The organism is Paracoccus sp. pheM1 (assembly GCF_018499825.1).
Classification (GTDB): domain Bacteria; phylum Pseudomonadota; class Alphaproteobacteria; order Rhodobacterales; family Rhodobacteraceae; genus Paracoccus; species Paracoccus versutus.
Genome location: NZ_JAGXCX010000001.1, coordinates 1,566,189 through 1,583,970 on the forward strand (window position 1 = coordinate 1,566,189; position 17,782 = coordinate 1,583,970).

The 17,782-nt window shown below is 64.5% G+C and carries 25 protein-coding genes and 1 pseudogene; 6 read left to right on the forward strand and 20 right to left on the reverse strand.

Annotation, left to right across the window (positions count from 1 at the left end):
• The first annotated feature begins 287 nt into the window (after positions 1-287).
• Positions 288-635, forward strand: a complete 348-nt coding sequence (locus tag KF941_RS07870; RefSeq protein ID WP_214273037.1) for a DUF1801 domain-containing protein — start codon at positions 288-290, stop codon at positions 633-635.
• A gap of 116 nt (positions 636-751) precedes the next feature.
• Here the strand turns inward: KF941_RS07870 and KF941_RS07875 are convergent, their stop codons facing one another.
• The 8 genes from KF941_RS07875 to KF941_RS07910 form a co-directional block, all read right to left on the reverse strand.
• Positions 752-1,333 carry a hypothetical protein gene (locus KF941_RS07875; protein WP_214273038.1) on the reverse strand — a complete coding sequence of 194 codons (582 nt, stop codon included), beginning with the start codon at positions 1,331-1,333 and terminating at the stop codon, positions 752-754.
• 49 nt (positions 1,334-1,382) lie between these two features.
• Complete coding sequence (locus KF941_RS07880) at positions 1,383-2,165, reverse strand: lytic transglycosylase domain-containing protein (RefSeq protein ID WP_214273039.1); 783 nt, start codon at positions 2,163-2,165, stop codon at positions 1,383-1,385.
• A gap of 3 nt (positions 2,166-2,168) precedes the next feature.
• Positions 2,169-2,504, reverse strand: a complete 336-nt coding sequence (locus KF941_RS07885) for a DUF736 domain-containing protein (RefSeq protein WP_214273040.1) — start codon at positions 2,502-2,504, stop codon at positions 2,169-2,171.
• Between the two features lies 1 nt (position 2,505).
• Positions 2,506-3,105, reverse strand: a complete 600-nt coding sequence (locus KF941_RS07890; protein ID WP_214273041.1) for a S26 family signal peptidase — start codon at positions 3,103-3,105, stop codon at positions 2,506-2,508.
• Positions 3,102-4,544 carry a DNA cytosine methyltransferase gene (locus KF941_RS07895; RefSeq protein ID WP_214273042.1) on the reverse strand — a complete coding sequence of 481 codons (1,443 nt, stop codon included), beginning with the start codon at positions 4,542-4,544 and terminating at the stop codon, positions 3,102-3,104. The genes KF941_RS07890 and KF941_RS07895 overlap by 4 nt, the downstream gene beginning before the upstream one ends.
• The gene (locus KF941_RS07900; protein ID WP_214273043.1) at positions 4,541-5,056 is read right to left on the reverse strand and encodes a DUF2840 domain-containing protein; all 516 of its coding nucleotides are present in this window, start codon (positions 5,054-5,056) and stop codon (positions 4,541-4,543) included. Before KF941_RS07900 ends, KF941_RS07895 begins: the two co-directional genes overlap by 4 nt.
• Before the next feature lie 136 nt (positions 5,057-5,192).
• Complete coding sequence (locus KF941_RS07905; protein ID WP_240540261.1) at positions 5,193-6,305, reverse strand: replication initiator protein A; 1,113 nt, start codon at positions 6,303-6,305, stop codon at positions 5,193-5,195.
• 10 nt (positions 6,306-6,315) lie between these two features.
• Positions 6,316-6,597 carry a helix-turn-helix domain-containing protein gene (locus KF941_RS07910; RefSeq protein ID WP_214273045.1) on the reverse strand — a complete coding sequence of 94 codons (282 nt, stop codon included), beginning with the start codon at positions 6,595-6,597 and terminating at the stop codon, positions 6,316-6,318.
• A gap of 203 nt (positions 6,598-6,800) precedes the next feature.
• Here KF941_RS07910 and KF941_RS07915 point away from each other — a divergent pair, with 203 nt between their 5' ends.
• Entirely contained in the window at positions 6,801-7,040 is a 240-nt protein-coding gene (locus KF941_RS07915; protein WP_214273046.1) for an AbrB/MazE/SpoVT family DNA-binding domain-containing protein, read from the forward strand.
• A complete protein-coding gene (locus KF941_RS07920; RefSeq protein WP_214273047.1) occupies positions 7,037-7,435 on the forward strand; it encodes a PIN domain-containing protein in 399 nt (132 codons plus the stop codon). The genes KF941_RS07915 and KF941_RS07920 overlap by 4 nt, the downstream gene beginning before the upstream one ends.
• A gap of 183 nt (positions 7,436-7,618) precedes the next feature.
• On the opposite strand, the pseudogene KF941_RS07925 reads toward KF941_RS07920, so the two are convergent.
• The 4 genes and pseudogenes from KF941_RS07925 to KF941_RS07935 form a co-directional block, all read right to left on the reverse strand.
• A pseudogene (locus tag KF941_RS07925) lies at positions 7,619-8,517 on the reverse strand (DMT family transporter).
• Positions 8,518-8,620: 103 nt separating this feature from the next.
• Positions 8,621-9,175 carry a DUF2285 domain-containing protein gene (locus tag KF941_RS07930; protein ID WP_346428976.1) on the reverse strand — a complete coding sequence of 185 codons (555 nt, stop codon included), beginning with the start codon at positions 9,173-9,175 and terminating at the stop codon, positions 8,621-8,623.
• Positions 9,093-9,401, reverse strand: coding sequence for a DUF6499 domain-containing protein (locus tag KF941_RS27915; protein WP_346428977.1), 309 nt, complete (start codon positions 9,399-9,401; stop codon positions 9,093-9,095). Before KF941_RS27915 ends, KF941_RS07930 begins: the two co-directional genes overlap by 83 nt.
• A gap of 124 nt (positions 9,402-9,525) precedes the next feature.
• A complete protein-coding gene (locus KF941_RS07935; protein ID WP_240540383.1) occupies positions 9,526-9,705 on the reverse strand; it encodes a DUF2285 domain-containing protein in 180 nt (59 codons plus the stop codon).
• A gap of 208 nt (positions 9,706-9,913) precedes the next feature.
• Between KF941_RS07935 and KF941_RS07940 the strand changes: the two genes are divergently transcribed.
• Entirely contained in the window at positions 9,914-10,285 is a 372-nt protein-coding gene (locus KF941_RS07940) for a helix-turn-helix transcriptional regulator (protein WP_240540263.1), read from the forward strand.
• A 109-nt stretch (positions 10,286-10,394) separates the two neighbouring features.
• Here the strand turns inward: KF941_RS07940 and KF941_RS07945 are convergent, their stop codons facing one another.
• The 3 genes from KF941_RS07945 to KF941_RS07955 form a co-directional block, all read right to left on the reverse strand.
• Positions 10,395-10,661: a hypothetical protein gene (locus tag KF941_RS07945; protein WP_214273048.1), complete on the reverse strand. Its 267-nt coding sequence runs from the start codon at positions 10,659-10,661 to the stop codon at positions 10,395-10,397.
• Positions 10,662-10,696: 35 nt separating this feature from the next.
• Positions 10,697-10,900 (reverse strand): hypothetical protein, encoded by a 204-nt coding sequence (locus KF941_RS07950; protein ID WP_214273049.1) that lies wholly within the window; start codon positions 10,898-10,900, stop codon positions 10,697-10,699.
• Positions 10,901-11,402: 502 nt separating this feature from the next.
• Positions 11,403-11,810, reverse strand: coding sequence for a single-stranded DNA-binding protein (locus tag KF941_RS07955; protein ID WP_214273050.1), 408 nt, complete (start codon positions 11,808-11,810; stop codon positions 11,403-11,405).
• An 853-nt stretch (positions 11,811-12,663) separates the two neighbouring features.
• Here KF941_RS07955 and KF941_RS07960 point away from each other — a divergent pair.
• Both KF941_RS07960 and KF941_RS07965 read left to right on the forward strand, forming a co-directional pair.
• Positions 12,664-13,419 (forward strand): DUF4145 domain-containing protein, encoded by a 756-nt coding sequence (locus KF941_RS07960; protein ID WP_214273051.1) that lies wholly within the window; start codon positions 12,664-12,666, stop codon positions 13,417-13,419.
• A 1-nt stretch (position 13,420) separates the two neighbouring features.
• Complete coding sequence (locus tag KF941_RS07965; RefSeq protein WP_214273052.1) at positions 13,421-14,518, forward strand: DUF4062 domain-containing protein; 1,098 nt, start codon at positions 13,421-13,423, stop codon at positions 14,516-14,518.
• A 298-nt stretch (positions 14,519-14,816) separates the two neighbouring features.
• Here KF941_RS07965 and KF941_RS07970 read toward each other — a convergent pair whose 3' ends face one another.
• From KF941_RS07970 to KF941_RS07990, 5 genes are all read right to left on the reverse strand, one after another.
• Positions 14,817-15,107, reverse strand: coding sequence for a hypothetical protein (locus KF941_RS07970; protein WP_214273053.1), 291 nt, complete (start codon positions 15,105-15,107; stop codon positions 14,817-14,819).
• Positions 15,108-15,178: 71 nt separating this feature from the next.
• Entirely contained in the window at positions 15,179-15,856 is a 678-nt protein-coding gene (locus tag KF941_RS07975; RefSeq protein ID WP_214273054.1) for a DNA methyltransferase, read from the reverse strand.
• Positions 15,857-16,388: 532 nt separating this feature from the next.
• On the reverse strand, positions 16,389-16,805 hold the full coding sequence (locus tag KF941_RS07980) for a hypothetical protein (RefSeq protein ID WP_214273055.1): 417 nt from the start codon (positions 16,803-16,805) through the stop codon (positions 16,389-16,391).
• 241 nt (positions 16,806-17,046) lie between these two features.
• Positions 17,047-17,400 (reverse strand): DUF2200 domain-containing protein, encoded by a 354-nt coding sequence (locus tag KF941_RS07985; RefSeq protein ID WP_214273056.1) that lies wholly within the window; start codon positions 17,398-17,400, stop codon positions 17,047-17,049.
• Complete coding sequence (locus KF941_RS07990; protein WP_214273057.1) at positions 17,397-17,765, reverse strand: hypothetical protein; 369 nt, start codon at positions 17,763-17,765, stop codon at positions 17,397-17,399. Before KF941_RS07990 ends, KF941_RS07985 begins: the two co-directional genes overlap by 4 nt.
• Positions 17,766-17,782 lie beyond the last annotated feature (17 nt).

Below are 17,782 nucleotides of genomic sequence, written 5' to 3' on the forward strand. Positions count from 1 at the left end.
GCTGGGATACGCTACAGTGCGATTTCTGCGATTGGGGCTCATGGGACGCCTCCCGGGCGGGATCGCAGGACATGCGAGCGGTCCGGTGGACGCAAAACCGGCTGCGGATCGCGCAACAAATCGGGCGCCGATGAGGCGGAGGTCGACCGGCGCGCGCATCTCATCCCTTCGCCCGGTCGCTCGGGGATGATAGCCTTGGCGGTGCGGCTGCCGGGCACCGTCTGGCGGCGATGGCGGCAAACGATGGCGGGAAAGGACCGTTCATGGTGCAATCGAAGGCAATAAGCGTGGACGATTGGCTCGACGGTCTCGCGGTTGCCGAACGGCCGATCTTCGAGCAATTGCGGACGACCTGTCGCCAGGAACTGGCCGATTGGGAGGAGCGAATGCAATGGGGCATGCCCGGCTATGGCCCGTCCGGCCGGGACAATACCGTCAGCTTCAACGCCCAGAAGCGCCACATCGCCTTTTACGCCGGCCCCACGACGGTCGAGCGGTTTCGCGAACGGCTTGCGGGCATCGATTGCGGCAAAGGCTGCGTGCGCTATCGCAATGCCGATCAGATCGACTTCGCCCTGCTGCGGGCAATGCTGCAGGACATCCGTGCTCGCGGCGGACCGATGTGCGGAAACTGAACAGGATCGCTCGGCTTCGCTTCCCACCGTCGCCGTCGACTCCGCGGCGCCTCGCCATTCATCGCCACACAGGACGACATCGCGGCTGTCGGCGTGCAGGAAAAGGACGGATGCGGTCATGACGGATTCCTCAGTCGGGATCGTCCCCGGCGAGTGCTGTCCGATGGCGGCAGAGCAGGCTGCGGATCGTCCGGCAGGGTGAATTTGCGCTGCCATGAGTGCCACGCCGCGGCGACCGCGCCGGTGCCGGGAAACAGGTCGTCGAGCCTGTCCTCGGGCCGCGCGGCGACCATCTCGAAGGCCCAATGGCAGACGGCTTCCGGCTTGGTGCCGGTCAGTCCGCGGCGCAGGGTGATGCTTTCCTGCACCCAGTCGCGCAGCACCAAGCGCTTGCTGACCACGGGCTTGCGGGCGGCTTTGACGATCACCGGCTCCCAAGCATAGGCGACCGGCACGTTGCGCTTGAAGGCGGCGAAACCCTTCACCCAGGCCATCCATCGCGCACCTGTCGCTTCGACCAGCGGCGCCAGAATTGCGAACGAGCGCGGCGTCGCGGCGGCGTGCAGGATCCAGCCGTCGTAGTCGCGCTCCAGCCGCGCGATCAGCGCCGCATGATCGACCTCGCCGGCGTAATCGGAACGGTCGCGGTAGAGATGCGCACAGCCGATATAGGGTGGGTCCGCATAGGCGATTTTCATTTGCCGAACCCTCCGTCGAGTGGAGCGAGTTGGTGAATGGAAGATTTTTTCATTGCTCTGGCCCCGCGACCGACCTACGAACGAACAGGCTCCCGGATTGTGATACGAGAGCAGAAGAAGCGTCATCGGATGGTTCTGCGAATTGCGCTGTCTGCGCGACTAGTGTGCTGTCGGATTGTACCGGTGCCGCATCCGAACCGCTGGTCATACCGCTGGCGAAGAGCGGTGCCTCGCGCCAGTCGCGCGGCGTTGCGGCGGCGAAACCGGCGCCGGGAAGCGGTGCGCTGTCGAGCAGCGGCGCCAGCGTGGCGACATAGGCACGGGTCTCGGCCGGCAGGGTCCGGCCCGAGACCAGGTGTTCGTCGTAGCGCCCCGGACCGGCATTGTAGGCGGCCAGCATGCCGGCGACGCTGCCGTAGCGGTCGTGCATCTCGCGCAGATAGGCGGCGCCTGCAAAAATGTTGTCGCGCGGATCGAAGGGATCGCCGCCGAGACTATGGCGGGCGCGCAGCGCCGCCCATGTCTCCGGCATGACCTGCATCAGCCCCATGGCGCCTTTCGGCGAGACGGCGTGGGGATTGCCCCGGCTCTCGACATGGCACACGGCGCGGATCCAGTGTTGCGGGATGCCGAAGCGCAGCGAGGCTTCCGCAACATGGACGGCGAAGGGATCGCGGGCATCTTGCGCAACAGGTTGCATGGGCTGCACGGTCTGCGCCAGCGGGCCGGCAGCCGGGAGAACAACGAAAGTCAGGCCGGAAAGGAGAAGGACGGCGATGCGGCGGGCGGCGCAAGCCCGCCCGTCGGCACGTTGAAGAGTGAGGAACGGCATGGCTCAATCCCGCTCGTCGCGCTTTCTGGGGCGCGACCAATGCAGGCCCCAGGACCGTCCGGCTTCGTCGGACTGGAACAGCCGGGCGCGGATCGGCTGCACGAGCGCGGGGTCGTCGAGGGCGACCGAGATGTAGATTCCGGCCTTCTCGCCGCTCTGGGTCCAGCCGGCGCCGATCTCCGGACCGTCCTCGCAGTCGAGATGGATCCGGTAATCCGGGGCGTTCTCGATCTCGGCGTTGTGCGTCGGCACGAAGACCAGGTTCAGGTCGAGCGTGACGGTGCGGATGCGGCCCTCGTAGCCCGATTGGGTGCGGGTGAATTCTCCGATCTGTGGCATGTTATCTCTCCGTGTGCTGGTGGTTGGTGGTCGATTCAGGGGCCGTTTCCGTGTCGACCAAAGACCGGCGGAAGCGGCCGTCGCCCTCCGCATCGGTCCAGATCGGGACGATGCGGGCGGTAACGCTGCTGACCGGGAGCGGGCCGAAATAGCGGCCGTCGAGACTGTCTTCGGTCTCCCGGTTCATGAGAAATACCTCGCCTTCGGCGATCAGCCGGCAGCCCTGCCAGGTGGGCAGCGGCCGGTCGAGTCTGTCGCGCTCGCGTGCCTCGCCGATGGCCTGATCGTGGATGGTGATCGTGGTGGCCTCGCGGCAGACCCGCGTGCCCGGAAGCGCGGCGACGCGCTTCAACAGCGGCACGCCGGGGCCGACGTAGCCGCGCGCGGTGACGAACTGTGCCAGCGGTTCGGGCGGCGAGACCGCGACGAGATCGCCGAGGATCAGGTCACCGACGGGCTGAACCGCATAAAGCCCGAGCGGCACACTGGCGGACGCGTTCCAGATCAGCCGGGGTGCGATCTCGGTGGCGGAAACGGTGCCGATCACCAGCACGGCAAGGCCGGATGCGGCGAGATACGTCGTGCGGGTTCTGCGGGTCATGACACACCCCCGTGATCCGCAGGATCATCGGTGGGCGCGTTGCTGGCAGGATCGGCGCCCGCAGCGGGGCCATCCACCGAAGCGCCGCCGAGGACCGCGTTCAGCGCGGCCTCGGCGCGCAGGATGGCACGGCCGAAAGCTTCGGGGATCTGCGGCACCACCGCATCGCCGAAGGCCTCGACGATCAGGCTCGCCGCAGACGTCCTTTTGCGACCGCCGAACGCAAGGCGCGTGCGAGCCAGCCAGGCGGAAACCCCATCATCCACGCGTAGGTGATGGGCAAGGCCGCCGTTCCAGTCAGGCCATGGCTCCTGAGCATCGCCGCCAGCGCCCGGGCCCCGGCCCATTTGTCCGGCGCCCGATCCGTCATCGCGCCGTCCATCACCGCGTCCATGGTCGGGGATTTCCGGCGGTCGTAAGCCGGACTCCAGCCGTCCATGCGGCAGTCCCGCTTCGTCGGGGTGGGCAGGATCTCGGGGCCCTGCCTGTCGAAATGCAGCGCCTCGCCGATCATCGGGCTGCGGTCGAAACGGTCCTGATCCGAGGTCCTCCGGCCCTTGTGCCTGCGAAGCACGCTGCCGCGTGGCGCCGCATTCGCCGTCGGCGTGCCCATCATCCCGGCATGGCGGCTGTTGTGACCCTGAAGCTGGCTCAACAGGTCGCCCCGGCCGCCGCGATCCGCATCCGCCTTGCGCGGCGTCGCCAGGATCATCCGCAGCGGATATGTCGATCCCGCACCGCCGCCGGCGCCGTTCCTCATCCCGTCCGAGGCCATCGGCGTCGGCAAGGGGCGGTTGCGGAACAGGTCGGTGAGGCCGGAATCCCTCATCGCCTTCCGCGCGCCCGATCCGCCCTCCAGCCGCATTCCGCCCTGCTGGGATTGCGACACGGGTGTCGGCAAGCTGTTCGGGATCGCAGCCGATGAGCCAGGACCGCTTGCGGACGTGGTTGGCGCCGATATCCGCAGCACCCACCACGCATGGCCAGCAGGCGTAGCCGAGCGCTTCCAGCTCATCGAGCAGCCGGTCGGCGCCGCGAGTTCGCAAGTTAGCGCTGTTTTCAAAAGCGAACCAGCGAGGGCGGCACTCTCCGACCAGGCGGACCGCTTCGAGATAGAGACCCGAGCGTTCTCCCTCGATCCCCTTGCCCTTCGTGTTGGCGCTCGAGATGTCCTGGCAGGGCGGCGAGCCGACGATGATGTCCGGCAGGCATCCGAGGTCGGAAACAAGTCGAGCTGCCGTGAGCTCGCGGACATCGGCGTAGAGTCTGACATGCGGGAAATTCTCCGAATAGAGGATGCGCCGCCATTCCACGATCTCGCAGGCGGCGATTGTGACGAAGCCGGCGCGATGCAGGCCGAGCGACCAGCCACCCGCGGCACCGCTGAAGAGATCGAGCACGCGCAGTGGCAGGGATAGGAAGGCCTGTTCCGCGGTCATGCCCCTACCCTCCTGCGCTTCAGCGATGCGGCATGCTGAGCCCTGGTGTAGGTCCGGAAAGGCTCTCCCGCCGTCATCCGGTTGTGGACATGCCGCCAGTGCTCGGGCGAGACCATGCAGGGATCGATGGCCAGCGCCTCGACGGCATCGACCGCCTGAAGCACCCGCTCGACCTTCGGCCAGCCGCCGACGCGAAGCAGGATCTCCGCCCCCGGTTTGACGAAGGGCAGGGTCTGGAAGGCCTCGCCCCGCTCGACAGCCCGCAGGATATCGAGGCGCGAGACCACGGTGCCGTAATCGTTGCCCGCCCAGCGCACGACCGCGAAGACGCTGCCGGGCGCAAAGCCCACGGTCCGGCGCTGACGGTCGAGCCGGTGCTCGTATTGGAGGCGGCCGAAGCGCAGCCAGTGCTCGGCCCGCTTCTCCTGCCAGATCAGGTCGACAAAGGTGAGGGCCGGGTTCTCGGCAGGCTCAATGCCTGTTCCACCGAATGCAGCGATCCTGTCCGTCATGACGACCACCGAGTCATGCGATCGGCGGACAAGCGCATCGGAGCGAAGGATGTCGTAGGTGCTCGCAGCGGATCGTGGTATCGTCGCGAAAAGCGGATGCATGCTCCTGGCTGCGACGGGGGAAGCGCGAGCGGGGTCATTCTCCGCCCCCTTCCGGTCCGCGCCGAGTCCGCGAATGAGGGGCCGTACCGGCGCCCGGGCGGGGGTTATCCACCGCCCGGCTTGCCTCTACTATGTTAGAGTCTTTTAAGTTAGATAAGTTACGGGACGGATTCCGGTCGCCGGGCCAAAGGCTTAACTGCTCCTGGCACGCCCGAAGTCCCGATATCGGCACGCCTGAAGTCCCGATACCGTCCACAGTTTCGACGCCCGAAGTCCCGATACCGCTCACCGAGTTATCCACAGGTATCTGTGGATAACTTCCAGGCTGGATCCACAACATCTCGACATGCCCGTCGCGCTCGATCCGCAGCCGGTATCCGGGCAGAGATTGCCGGGCGGCGATGCGGCGAATGTCGCAGGCAAAATCGGCGGGCTTGGCCAGACTGCCCGACTTCGCATGCAGATGCGGGATGTCGAAGCACCAGCCCTGCGGCTGACGGCCGGCGTGCTTGCGGGCCACGCGGTAGAGCCAGCGCTCGATGCCGCCCTTGAGCCGGAAATAAGCCGGGTCGATGGTCAGGACCAGCGAGCGGTCGAGTACGCCGCGATAGAACCATTCGGGCAGCACGAATTCCATGCCCTCGACCCGGCCGGAGGCCGTGGTCATTTCCTCCCATTCACCGATCCAGGAGAACTGGTGCCGCCGCCAGTGCTCGCCGTGCCGGATCGTGGTGCGGATCACGGTCGATTGCAGCCGCGCCAGCGCGCCTTTCAGCAGGCGATAGTCGCGTGCCCCGGTCTGACGGCCGATGGCGGTGAGAAGCTGGTAGGGGGTGAAGCGGAGAAAGCGCGAGGTCTTGAGCCCAGCGTTCTCGGCATCGACGATCTGGCTGGCGGCCCAGATCAGGATATCGGCGTCCCAGATGGTCGCCATGCCGTGCTCGGGAAAGCCGTAGACCTCGACCCGAACATCGCCGGCCTCGTAGAGGATCGGGATCACCCGCCGGGTCTTGGCCAGCGAGAAGAACGGCCGCTCCATCAGATCGCGCTGGTCGCGCGGGCGGATGTCGCCGCCCGCGCCCGTCACCACGAAGGGGCTGAGGCGGTGGCGTTCGCCGGAGAGGCGGGGACGACGGAGCGTTCTCATCCCTGCCCCCTCAGCGCCGGTAGCGGCCGGCATGGGCCGGCGGCGCCACGGCATGGCGCTTGGCGGGCAGCACGCTGCCGCGCGGATCGGAAGTCGAGGTGACCGCGCCGCGCTCGGCCCAGGCCTGCAGGTCATCGACGGCATAGACGACACGGCCGCCGAGCTTGTGAAACACCGGGCCGGTGCCGAAGCTGCGGTGCTTTTCCAGCGTCCGGCCGGAGAGGCCGAGGAAATACGCGGCTTCCGGTGTGCGCAGGAAGCGCGGCGGCAGGTCGGTAAGGTCGGGCTTCATCGTCGGGCCTCCGTGCGGTTCGCGGGGCCGCTGGCGGGCAGCGGCGTATGGAGGACAGGGTGACGGAGAAGAAACGGCAGCAGGGAGTGCGAAGTCAGGGGTGCTGAAATCTCACCCCCCTGCCCCGCTTCCGGACGCGGAAAACTTGACGCGATGCCACGCGCGCCTTACTTTCATCCTTACTGATAGAAAGGATCACGAACATGCCCACGGCGACCATCACGACGAAAGGCCAGATCACCATCCCGCAGAAGGTCCGCCTCGACATGGGCCTGACGCCCGGCGACCGGGTGGATTTCGTGCGTATGGACGACGGCCATTACGCCGTCGTGCCGGCCTCGCATTCGATCCGCGCGCTGAAGGGCATCGTACCCCGGCCCGACAAGCCGGTGAGCCTCGAGGACATGCAGGCGGCGATCCTGGGCGAAGCGACCGGCGAATGATCGGCATCGATACCAATGTGCTGGTGCGCTATCTGGCGCAGGACGACGCCGCACAGGCGGCCATCGCCACGGAGATCGTCGAGGGCTTTACGCCGGAAGAGCCCGGCTTCGTCTCGCAGGTGGTGCTGGTGGAAACCGTCTGGGTGCTGACGCGTGCCTACCGGATGACGCGCGAGGCCATCGCCGACGCCGTGGAGGTGCTGTTGCGGTCGCGCGAGTTGATCGTCGAGCGCAGCGAGGCCGGTTATCTGGCGCTAGCGACCTACAGTTCCACCAAGGCCGATTTCGCCGATGCGCTGATCGCACATGGCGGACGGCTGGCAGGTTGCACCGAGACAGTGACCTTCGACCGTGGCGCCGCGAGCCATGCCGGCATGCGGCTGCTCGGATCCTGACAGGCTGCTGCGAGCCCAGCCGCCCCAACGAGCAGGGCATTGCCGCCGGAGGGTTCATTCAGGCAAGGACTGCTTCGGATTGATCGCGCAAAGGCGCCCGCGGAAGACGGCGGGATCGCGCGTCCTTCCGACGGCGCAGGATTCCCGAGGTTCCATGCTGGCGGTTCCAGACGTCCAGCGACATCACGGCGTGCGCGGGCAAGGCGGGGTCGATAGGCGCCCCCTGCCGGCACGCTGATGAACCAGCAGCGAGCCCAGCCCCGAGATCGCGATCAGCACCAGACCCGCCAGCGAAACGAGATCGGGCCAATCGCCGAATACGACGATCCCCAGCGCCGTGGCCGAAATCAACTGGCTGTAGACCAGGGGCGCGATCAGGCTGGCCTCGGCCTTCCTGCTGGCCGTGACCAGCAGGAAGTTGCCTAGGGCCGAGCCGACGGCGCTGACCAGAAGAAGCGCAAGCAGGAGCATGTCCGGCGCGGGAAAATCGGCTTGCAACCCGAAGGGCGTCAAGACGACAGCGCCGATCAACAGTTGCGAGATCAGCAGGAAGCGCGGCCGGAATGTTCCCGCCAGGGTACGGGTCATGACCAGATAGGCGCCGTAGAACTTCCCGCCGCCAGGGCGAAAGCCATGCCGGCGGAACTGCCGAAACCCGGCTTGACGACAAGCATCACGCCGGCGAAACCGAGCGCCAGCAAGAGGCTTCTCTGCGTCGATGGCCATTCACCCAGGAACAGGATCGCCAGGACATAGGACACGACCGGGCCGACGAAGAAGGCTCCGAAGACATTGGCGATCGGTTCCGTCTTCAGGGCCGTCAGGATGCAGCATATCCCGCAAACGATGAACCCCGCCCTCAGCAGGACGCGCCAGGTCAGCAAGGCCGGCAGTTCCTGCCTGGTCAATCCGCTGAAGGGAAGCAGCATCAGCGCGGCCAGCAGAAACCGCGACCATGCCACGATGAACGGATCGACGCCCCCGCCGGTCAGCAGTTTGCCCGCCGTATCCCCGATGACCACGCAGGTCACCGCGATGAAGACTGTCGCGATCAGTCGTAGCAAATCCGGCGTATTGGTCATGATCGTTCTCGGGAAGCGGAATTGAGGCGGGCATCTGGCCCGGAGCAGACCTTGCGACGTTGCGCGAAGGATTGGAAGGCCACCATCCCGACAGCCCCGACAGCTACTTCCGCCGTCGCCGTCGCAGCAGGCGGCGATAACCGCCCCCGATCATGGCGCGGGCATCCCTGACGAAGCCCATGACCGCGTCACGCAGGGCGGAAGTCTTCCAGGCATCTGCGCCGACACGGTCGGCACCGTAGATCGCGCTGGCGATCTCGCGATAGCTCGCCCCGCTCATGCGCCCGTCGATGGCCTGCAGCATATGACGTGCCCGTTGGCGCTGGCGTTCGGTAAAGCGCCGGTCCGGCGGCACGCTCCGCCGCATGAGAAAGCAGAGGAGGCGCGTGGCGGCCTCGATCCGGTCGAGCCCATCGGCATCGAGCGGGATGACGATTGCCAGCGGCCCGTGTTCCTCGACGCCCGCCAGCCGCAGCAGGTGCAGGCTTCGGCCATCACCGATGTCATAGCGGAACCAGGTGCCGGCGGCGTCCGCCCGGGCATCAGCCGCTCTCAAAAGGTCGACCAGGTTGCCCTCAGCAGGCAGGATAGAGGGTAGCGCATCCAGCACGAGGCTGCCGGTCTCGCAGGACGGCAGCCAGTAGACCGGCGTATCCACGCAGGACAGTCCCGGCCGAACCGGGAAACGTAAGCCCCCAGCGATTCCGGAACCGAAGGATGCCCGACGCATCCATTGCCTCTTGCCGCGCGACGGCGCGATAGTCCTGCTGATAGTCCTCGTTGCGCCGCAGCCATTCCCAGGCGAGATCGGGCGCTGCAACTTCGTCAACGAAATCGTAGCTCGGCGAGGATCGCCACTTCGACAGGTCGGGTTTCATGTCCATACCCCCAGGTTGAAGCCATTTCTCGCGCGTTCAACCAAGGGTCGGGCTCATTTGTCTGCGCTAAAACCCCTTTCCGGGCAAGGGAGGGTGCGGCAGAGGCAAATCGGCGGATTTCTACTTGCGATCAGCGGCCGTCGCGCAACAGCAGCTTGTAACCGTCTTTTTTCATCCAGCGCGCGCGGGCAAGATGGCTATCGTAGATCCTGCGCGCCCGTTCCGGCTCGCGCTCTGGATCGAGACCGAAGAGGATCTGGACGGCTTCGCGCCAGTCCGCTCCGTCGTCAGCGGAATCGTGCAGCCGCATGTAGAGCTTCTGGTGCCGGCGGTCGTAATCGGTCAGTTCCGGGCCGGTCGGCACGTCCTCGAGATAGTCTTTTTCCGTCACATCCCCTCTCCCCGTCCAGGCGGCGATTACGATGTTTTCCCGCAGGGGCACTATTCCATGCCGGGCCGTGTTCCACAACAAATCGTCATCCGCACCGTCCGATCCCATATCGCATCGATAGCCATGCATGTCCGCCGCCTGCAACTCCGAATACCAGGGCATCCGAATACAAACACATCCACAGTCGATTGTAGAAAATACTCCGTGGCGAAATACTCATCAAGTCACCGATCTGTCGGTGATGGAGATTCGGGAGATATTCGCGCACAATCTGCGGGCCGCGCGGCAAGCCAGAGGCTTGTCGCAGGAAGAGCTCGCGCATCGTGCGGATATCGATCGAACCTATATCAGCTCACTGGAGCGCCGCGTTTACGGCGCCAGCATCGATGTAGTGGATCGTCTGGCCTCGGTTCTGGAAATGGAAGCGTCGGACCTGCTTAAGCGGCCTGCGGAGGGCAAACGGCTGCCATCTGCGGAGCCGCCAAAGCCAGACAAGTAGCCCGGAGCGACGCCGCTGCGTTTCCAGCGGGCACCTGCCTGCCGCACAAGCCGTATGCATGAGTCCGCAAGTCCATTTGTCTCGGCGGGATCTCTGGTCCCGGTGAGGGTCAGGCGGGGCGAAACTCGCCGGTCGCGATCTGGATGGTCCAGCATTCGCCTTCGTCGTCGGCCATCATCTGGATCTCGGTACGATCGGCGCTCAGGATCGCGTGCAATCCGCCCTCGCAGAAAACCTCCGGCTCGTCGGCCTCGGCGTCCCATCCGAGGCCCCCTGCTTCCTTCACCGTCACCTTGCGGAATCGGCCCTCGGCAAAGGCGGCGGCGAGGGTCGCGGCATTGGCGAGGCGGCGGGCGGTGTGTTCGGCTGCGGTCATGTCCGTTTCTCCCGGTGGGTGGTGGATTGGCTGGGTCAGATCAGGCCCGCCTTCCGCAGCCAGTTGGCGGCGTCGGCTGCATCGCTCGCTGCAATCCTGACCGTCAGGGTCATGCGGTCGCGGCTGGCGCGGGCCTTGACCCCGGTATCGGCGTCCATGCCTATCTCGATATCCTCGAGGTTGATACGACCGGCCAGCGGGTTGCCGGGGATGTTGATCTCGAATGTCGCGGTGTGCATCGGCTTGTCTCCGGTTTCGGGGGCCGATCCATCCGACCCCTTCTACCACCCCGGCCCCGCGTTGCGGGGAGCATGGCGCCGGCGGGTGTCGACCACCCTGGCACCTTAAGAATAGTCTAGCAAAAACAAGGCTCCAACGCAGGTCGATTGTGGCTTTTTATCCATTATTTTCAGCCTGCTAGTTGGATTTCGGCTTTCTTCCGCAGCCGCTGAAACACCCACGGATGGCCGTCCCGTTCATCGGGCGATGCCGGTTCCCCTTCTGCCCTGAAGCAAAATGCGCCGTTCCCGACCACGCGCCGACAGCCATGCGAAGCCCGCCAGTGGCGCTGTGGCGCTGCCTCGCTCCACAGCTTCTTTTCCCAAGCCCCTGTTTCTTCTTCGTGGGAGAAAGATGGGGCTGGGGAAAGAACGAAGCCCTCCGCCAGCGCGGCCTCGGGGCGATCCGCTGCAAGCACGGGCAAACCCGGCGGCTGGAGCCACCGGGCCTCCGGCCTCCCGCTCAGGAGGGGATGTCGTCTTCGTCGATGAACCGGCCCTCGTCCTCGTCGCTTTCGGACTGCTGCGCCCGGCTGAGGAAATCCACCGTCTCGGCGACGATCTCGCAGCCGTAGCGGTCCTGGCCTTCCGCATCCTGCCATTTCGTGTAGTGGATGCGGCCGCGCACCAGGACCTTCATGCCGGTCTCGCAATATTGCTGGATGGTCCGGCCCAGGCCGCTGAAGGCGACGACGCGGTGCCATTCCGCGTCCTCGACCCGATAGCCCTTCTCGTCGCGCACGACGCGGCCTTCCGAATAACGCGGGCGCGAGGTGACCAGCCTGAAGCGGGTGACATCGGTGCCGGTGCGGGTGGTGCGGGTTTCGGGGGCCTGGCGGATGGTGCCGGCGAGGATGACGATGTTCTGCATTGTCTGTCTCCGTTGCTTCTCCGGAGGGACCATTCCCTCCGACGAGACCCGGCAAAGTCCGTCGGGAGGCACCTGCAACTGACGCCCCCTTCGGGCGGCAGCTTGCCCGCAAGGCTTCGGAGTGGGGCGGGCAGCCGCGCCCCGCGCGGCAACACGGTCCGGAGCCTTGGGGGTTGCCGGTGAAAACCGCACGGAGTTAGGGACTCGGACAGGCGGAGGGGTTGGTTCGTCCGGGGGGTATGGCGGGGACAGATCGCAGAACGGCGGCGTTCTTGCCGGTGCCGTCCGGTCGGCAAAACCCCCGGAACCGGCACCACCCGCGGCGGTGCCGCTTCGCTTCGGCTGGCTGGTCGTCCTTGCGTCCGCCGCCGGAAGGCCGGGTCGTTCGGGGCGGGAAGGATCGGGCTGTCGGGTCGGGGGCGCGGGATGGCATGGCTGCCACATCACCGGCTCTGGGCCGGACCGTTCAGCAATATTGCGGGGCCGGCAGGACGCCGGTCGCATCGCGGCGGGCATTTAACTGCACGAAATGGCAGGATGCGGAAGGCGGGGCCCGGTATGGCTGGGGGGTTGGCGGCGGGTCGGATTTCCGTGCCGGGTGCGGCGGGCCGGGACCGGGTGACGGGGGCGCGGGTCGGTTCGTTGGCGATGATATTTCAACCTGTCCGGGGGCAAGAAGTCCGGTGCTCCCAGCCGCCAGGTTTCCTATTGCCGCGGCTGATCGCACCCGCGCAACATGGCGCCGCGTGCGGGACAAAGCGAACTCTTGGGCCCGTGCGGTCTTCCCGCCGTAGATATTGAAACTTCTGTCTGGTCACTCCACATTGAGCCACACCTCGCGAAGAGAGCAACCATGGCATTAGCGGTTTCCGCCCCGAAGTATTTTTCAGATACGCCGGATTTTGAGTACCTATGCCCTCACTGCGGCGTAGGTTTTCTTGTGCCGGATCAGGACACATTCAAATCAATAGAACCTGCATACTCACTAAATGCCCATTCGCATGAGGCATGGGATCCCGACTGGATTACTTACCGCTTCACCGTAACGTGTGTCTGCACGAAGAAGGACTGCGGCGAGCTTGCTTTTGTATCGGGCACCGGGTCTGTCGATCAAAGGTATGGCGACGACGGACATCCTGAATATTACGATCACTTCTCAATTAAATCATTTTTTCCGGCCCCACGATTGTGCCACATCCCAACCGACACACCTGCGAAGATAGAGGAATGTCTACAAAAGAGCTTTTCGCTATATTGGGTTGACACCGCAGCGGCGGCAAATGCACTGCGAGCAAGCCTTGAAGCATTGTTGGACGAAGTTAAAATTCCAAATCAAAAAAAGAACGCCAAGGGCGAAACCGTTTATATCACACTGCATAGCAGGCTGGAATCGTGGGCGGCATCGGATAAAGACCATGCGGAACTTTGCTTTGCGCTCAAGGAAGTTGGAAATATCGGGTCGCATGGAGAATCAGTGAAGCCGAAGCATTATTTTGGTTCCTTGGAAATATACTCCCACGTTCTCAAAGAGCTCTTCGAGAATAACGCAAAGAAGATGAAAGAGCTTGCGCAAAGCATTCGCGATGAAATCAAGGCAAAGAAACCCTGACATGCATGACAAGCGATATTCCGTATTTATCAGCTCGACCTTTGAAGACCTCAAAGCCGAACGTCAGGCGGTCCAGGATGTGGTGATCAGCGCAGGTGACTTTCCTGTGCAGATGGAGTCTTTCCCTGCCGCCGACGAGGATCAGTTTGAGTTTATTAAAGCACTCATAGACAAGTGCGACTACTATGTGCTGATTGTCGCGGGACGCTATGGAGCCCCTGCCGAAGACGGTATGAGCTACACTGAAAAAGAGTATCGCTATGCGGTATCCAAGGGCGTTCCGGTTTTGGTGATGCTGCACGGGGATCAGGGTAGCATTCCTGCAAACAAGAGTGAAAACTCGGCGGAGGGCAAAAAGCGCCTAGCTGCATTCGTCACGGCAGTTGAAACAAACCGCCTACGGAAGACTTGGGTAACCCCGGATGGCTTAAAGCTCGCTGTCCGCGAGGCGCTGGAACATGCTAAGGCAACAAAACCGGCGGTGGGGTGGGTACGGGGCGACACCATTGCTAGTATGGAAGCGCTGGAAGAGCTAAACGAAGTCCGCAAAGAGAATGCCAAGTTTCGTGATGCAATCGGCAGCTTAGAAATAGAGCTGGCGCTACCTCCGATCCCGGCGGCGGACGATCCAATTTTCATTGATCTTCTGCCGAACACGGGTGGGCGAGGTTACGGTTCGGCGTACGGCAGCACTGCAACCATTAGCACGACATGGATTGCAGCTTTCCCTATATTCTTCAATAATCTTCAATGGAGCACGAGTGATTGGAACAACGAATACGCCTACTACATCAAGGATGACGAATCTTGTGTTGAAATCGGGTCTGCCATAGCAGGTGTTGCGGAGGCAGTTGATACATCAAGGGCGTACAAAATCAGCAAATCGACACTGGACCGCCTTATGAGCTATTATATAGAAGCCGGACTAATGAACGCGGTGGGGGCGGAACAGGCGTTCACCGAGACCGCGCAGAGGGTGGCTAGACGTCATAGTATTGCGGGCGCCAGCCCGTCCGCATTTAAGGTGATTAGCGGGAAGATCACGTTGACCTCCCCCACCGCCCCAAGGACGGACTTGAGCGACGAAATACCATTCTAATCACCTCGCGCTCTGCCTGTGGCAGCTATGGGACCGTGAACGTCGTTTCGCCTTCTGTGCTTCGGCATGAGCCGGCCGGGCTCCGATATCCGGCGTTTCCGCCCGTCAGGACCCTGCCGCGCCATTCGCGCCTGTCGTATCAGGTATGAGCGTATTTGCCGATTTCCTCGTCCTGTCTTGCGAGCCGGGCCATGCCCGGCGAGCGCGATTTTTTCGGCGCCGCTCGCGGACCACGCGCGCGCAACGGCCGCCGGTCCCATCGGATCGGCGGCCGTGATGTTGTGTGCTGACTTGGGGTCTATGGTCGCAGCGGGCGCCACGGTTCATCCGTCCCGGCCGGGCGCCAGGTCAGCCGGCGGCACCGGAACGTGGCCCAGGCGTAAAGCAGCGGCTCCATGCCGTGCCACCAGTCGGCCGCGATGTCGCCGCAACGGCCCTCGAACAAAAGCCTGCCGCGCGCGGTGTAAAGCCGGAACTCCACCGGCAGCGCATCGCCATCTTCGGGGGTGCCCCGTGCGGGAACGCCGTCCTCGTCCTCGCCCAGTCCGAGGCAACCGCCGTGATGGTCCTTCGTGACGATCCAACGCATGTCGAAATCCTTTCGTTGAAGCTGTGGGATTGCGGCCCGCCGGGGGGCGGGCGCCCTTGGGTTTCGGGGGCCTATGCGGCCGCCTTCCGGTCCCGCTCTTGCAGGGCCGTCATCCGCTTGCCGGCGGTCTGGTAATGCGCCACGTCCATTTCTACCCCGAGCCAGTCGCGGCCCAGCAGATGCGCCGCCGCCAGGGTCGAGCCGCTGCCGCTGAACGGGTCCAGCACCAGATCGCCCGGCTTCGTGAAAGCACCGATCAGTTTGCGCAGCGCCGCCACCGGCTTTTGGGTCGGGTGCAGCCTGTTGCCGGTATAGGGAAAGTCCAGCACGTCGGGCACCGGTCGAGCGGGCAGCGCCGGGTCGCCCTTGGCCAGCAAATAAGCCTGTTCGTGCTCGTAGCGCAGGAAACGGGCGGATGAGGCGTAACGCTTGCGGAACACCAGATGCCCGACGATGCGGAAGCCCGCCGCCTTCCACGCGTCCACGAACAAATCGACCTTGTTCCAGCCGTAGAAGCTGACGCAGAAACCGCCCTGCTTCAGCACCCGGTGCATCTGGGCAAAGGCCGGGCGCAGCCAGCGGGCATTGTCGTCATTGGCGACGGTGCGGCCCTGCCGGTCGCGGAAGCGGGTCACATAGGGCGGATCGGTCAGGATGAAATCCACCGAGCCGGTGCCGAAAGCCTGCATCGCCTCAATGCAATCGGCATTGATGACGAGGTTGCGGGGGGTGCTGGTGTTGCCGGTCATATCTCTGTCCTTTCGGGTTGGGGGCGGAGGGCCCTTGCCCTGATCCGCCGATGGGCCGCGCCTCGCCGGTCTGACTTCGGGAAACGCATGTTTCCCCGGAGGCAGAGCGGCGAGGGCGCAGCCCGATCCGCGGCCGCATGGCTGGCGGTCATGGGTCGGGGCGCAGGGGTGGGGCGGCCCGCAGCCGCAGGCGAGGACACGGCCCTGCGCCCCGACGACGCCCCAAGGCGGCGCCTGCCCGTTGACGGCCAGGCAGGCGGATGCGTGGCGGACAAATCCAGGAAACGGGAAAGCCTTCGGGCCGGGGGTGAGCCGGGCACGGCCCGGTCGAGCCCCCTGCCCGGCTTATGGATAGACGCGATCCGCGCCCGGCGCGGATCACATCGGATCAATGCGACAAAACAGGGTGCGGCAGGCGAGAATGGCTGAACGCAGTTGCAAGGACACGCTGACCTTCGACGCCGATCCGGTGATCCCTGCCTTGCAAGGAGTGGCGGATCAATATCGCCAACAACGACCAAACAGCCTCGGATCAGGCTTGCGGCGCCAGCTCCCCGAAACCGTTCAGGTTCATCAGCGCGGCGATGCCGGTGACCAGCCCGGCGGTGCCGCAAAGCAGCTTCAGGGCGACGGTTGACTCGATGGCGTCATGGGTGACGCCATGGACGACGGCATATCCGGCGATCATCGCCGGAATCACGAAGACAGCCCGCGCCAGCAGGCAGAGGATCGGGTTCTTCGCCTTGAACAGTACCAGAAGCACCAGTCCCACCGACAGCAACGCTACGGTGGCTGCGACCAAGGCCGAGAGCAAGAATCCGGCTTCGGTCGCATGAATGAGACGGAATGTCTCGACCGCGACCATCACCGGCAGTGCATAGATGGCCAGATACCAGGCGATCACGCAGGTGACCGCGGTGAGCATGACGGCAAGCAGGATCAGCGTCATGGAAGCCTCCAAACGATAAGGTTCAGGGATCGATCACGTCAGGCTGCCAGAAGGTGATGCGCTCCGCCTGCGACCAAAGTTCACTACGCCGTTGCTGCGACAAACAGCATTCCCAAGTCCCGGCGAAGGGTCAAGCGGACAGGCGGATGACCGGGAAGATGATGCGGATAGGTGCCGGGAAAAAGCCGGTGTCCGGCGGCGTGTCGCCGGATCAGACGCGCACAGCGGCTCCACGAGCAGCTCACCCTTGCCGCAGAATCTTCTCCATCGGCTTTCCCTTCGCCAGTTCGTCGATCAGCTTGTCGAGATAGCGGATCTCCCGCATGAGCGGGTCTTCGACCTCCTCCACCCGGACACCGCAGACCGTGCCCTTGATCCGGGAACGCGCCGGATTCATGCGCGGGGCCTCGGTAAAGAAGGTCTCGAAATCCGTCCGGTCTGCCAGCCGGGCCGCCAGTTCCTCCGGGCCGTAGCCGGTCAGCCAGAGGATGATCTCATCGACCTCGGCCTTGGTCCTGCCCTTTTTCTCTGCCTTGGCCACGTAATGCGGATAGACGCTGGCGAAGCTGGTGGTGAAGATCCTGTGCCTGGTCATGTTGCCTCCTGACCGAACCGCCCCTGCGCATCGGGCCATGTCCAGATGCTGTCGTCGGCGAGGATCGCATCCACGACCGCTTCCGCCCTTGACCCGGCGCTCTGGTTGTCGCCCATTCCCATGTGTTGGGTCTCAATCTCGACCAGAAACGCAACGACCTCATCGGGGGACGTTCCCCGGCGCAGTTGCGAGGCCGCCGCAACCAGATAGCTGTCATATTCGTCCGCAAAGGACAGGTTGGCCTCGTCGTCCCACCTGCCCGGCCGGCTTTCCGGGTCCAGCAATCCGATGGGATCCCAGAGCGACCAGCCGATATCGCGCAGCTTCGACAACTTGATCCGGGGGTGCGGTGCGATCTCGGTCATGGGGGCGTCGTGGCAAG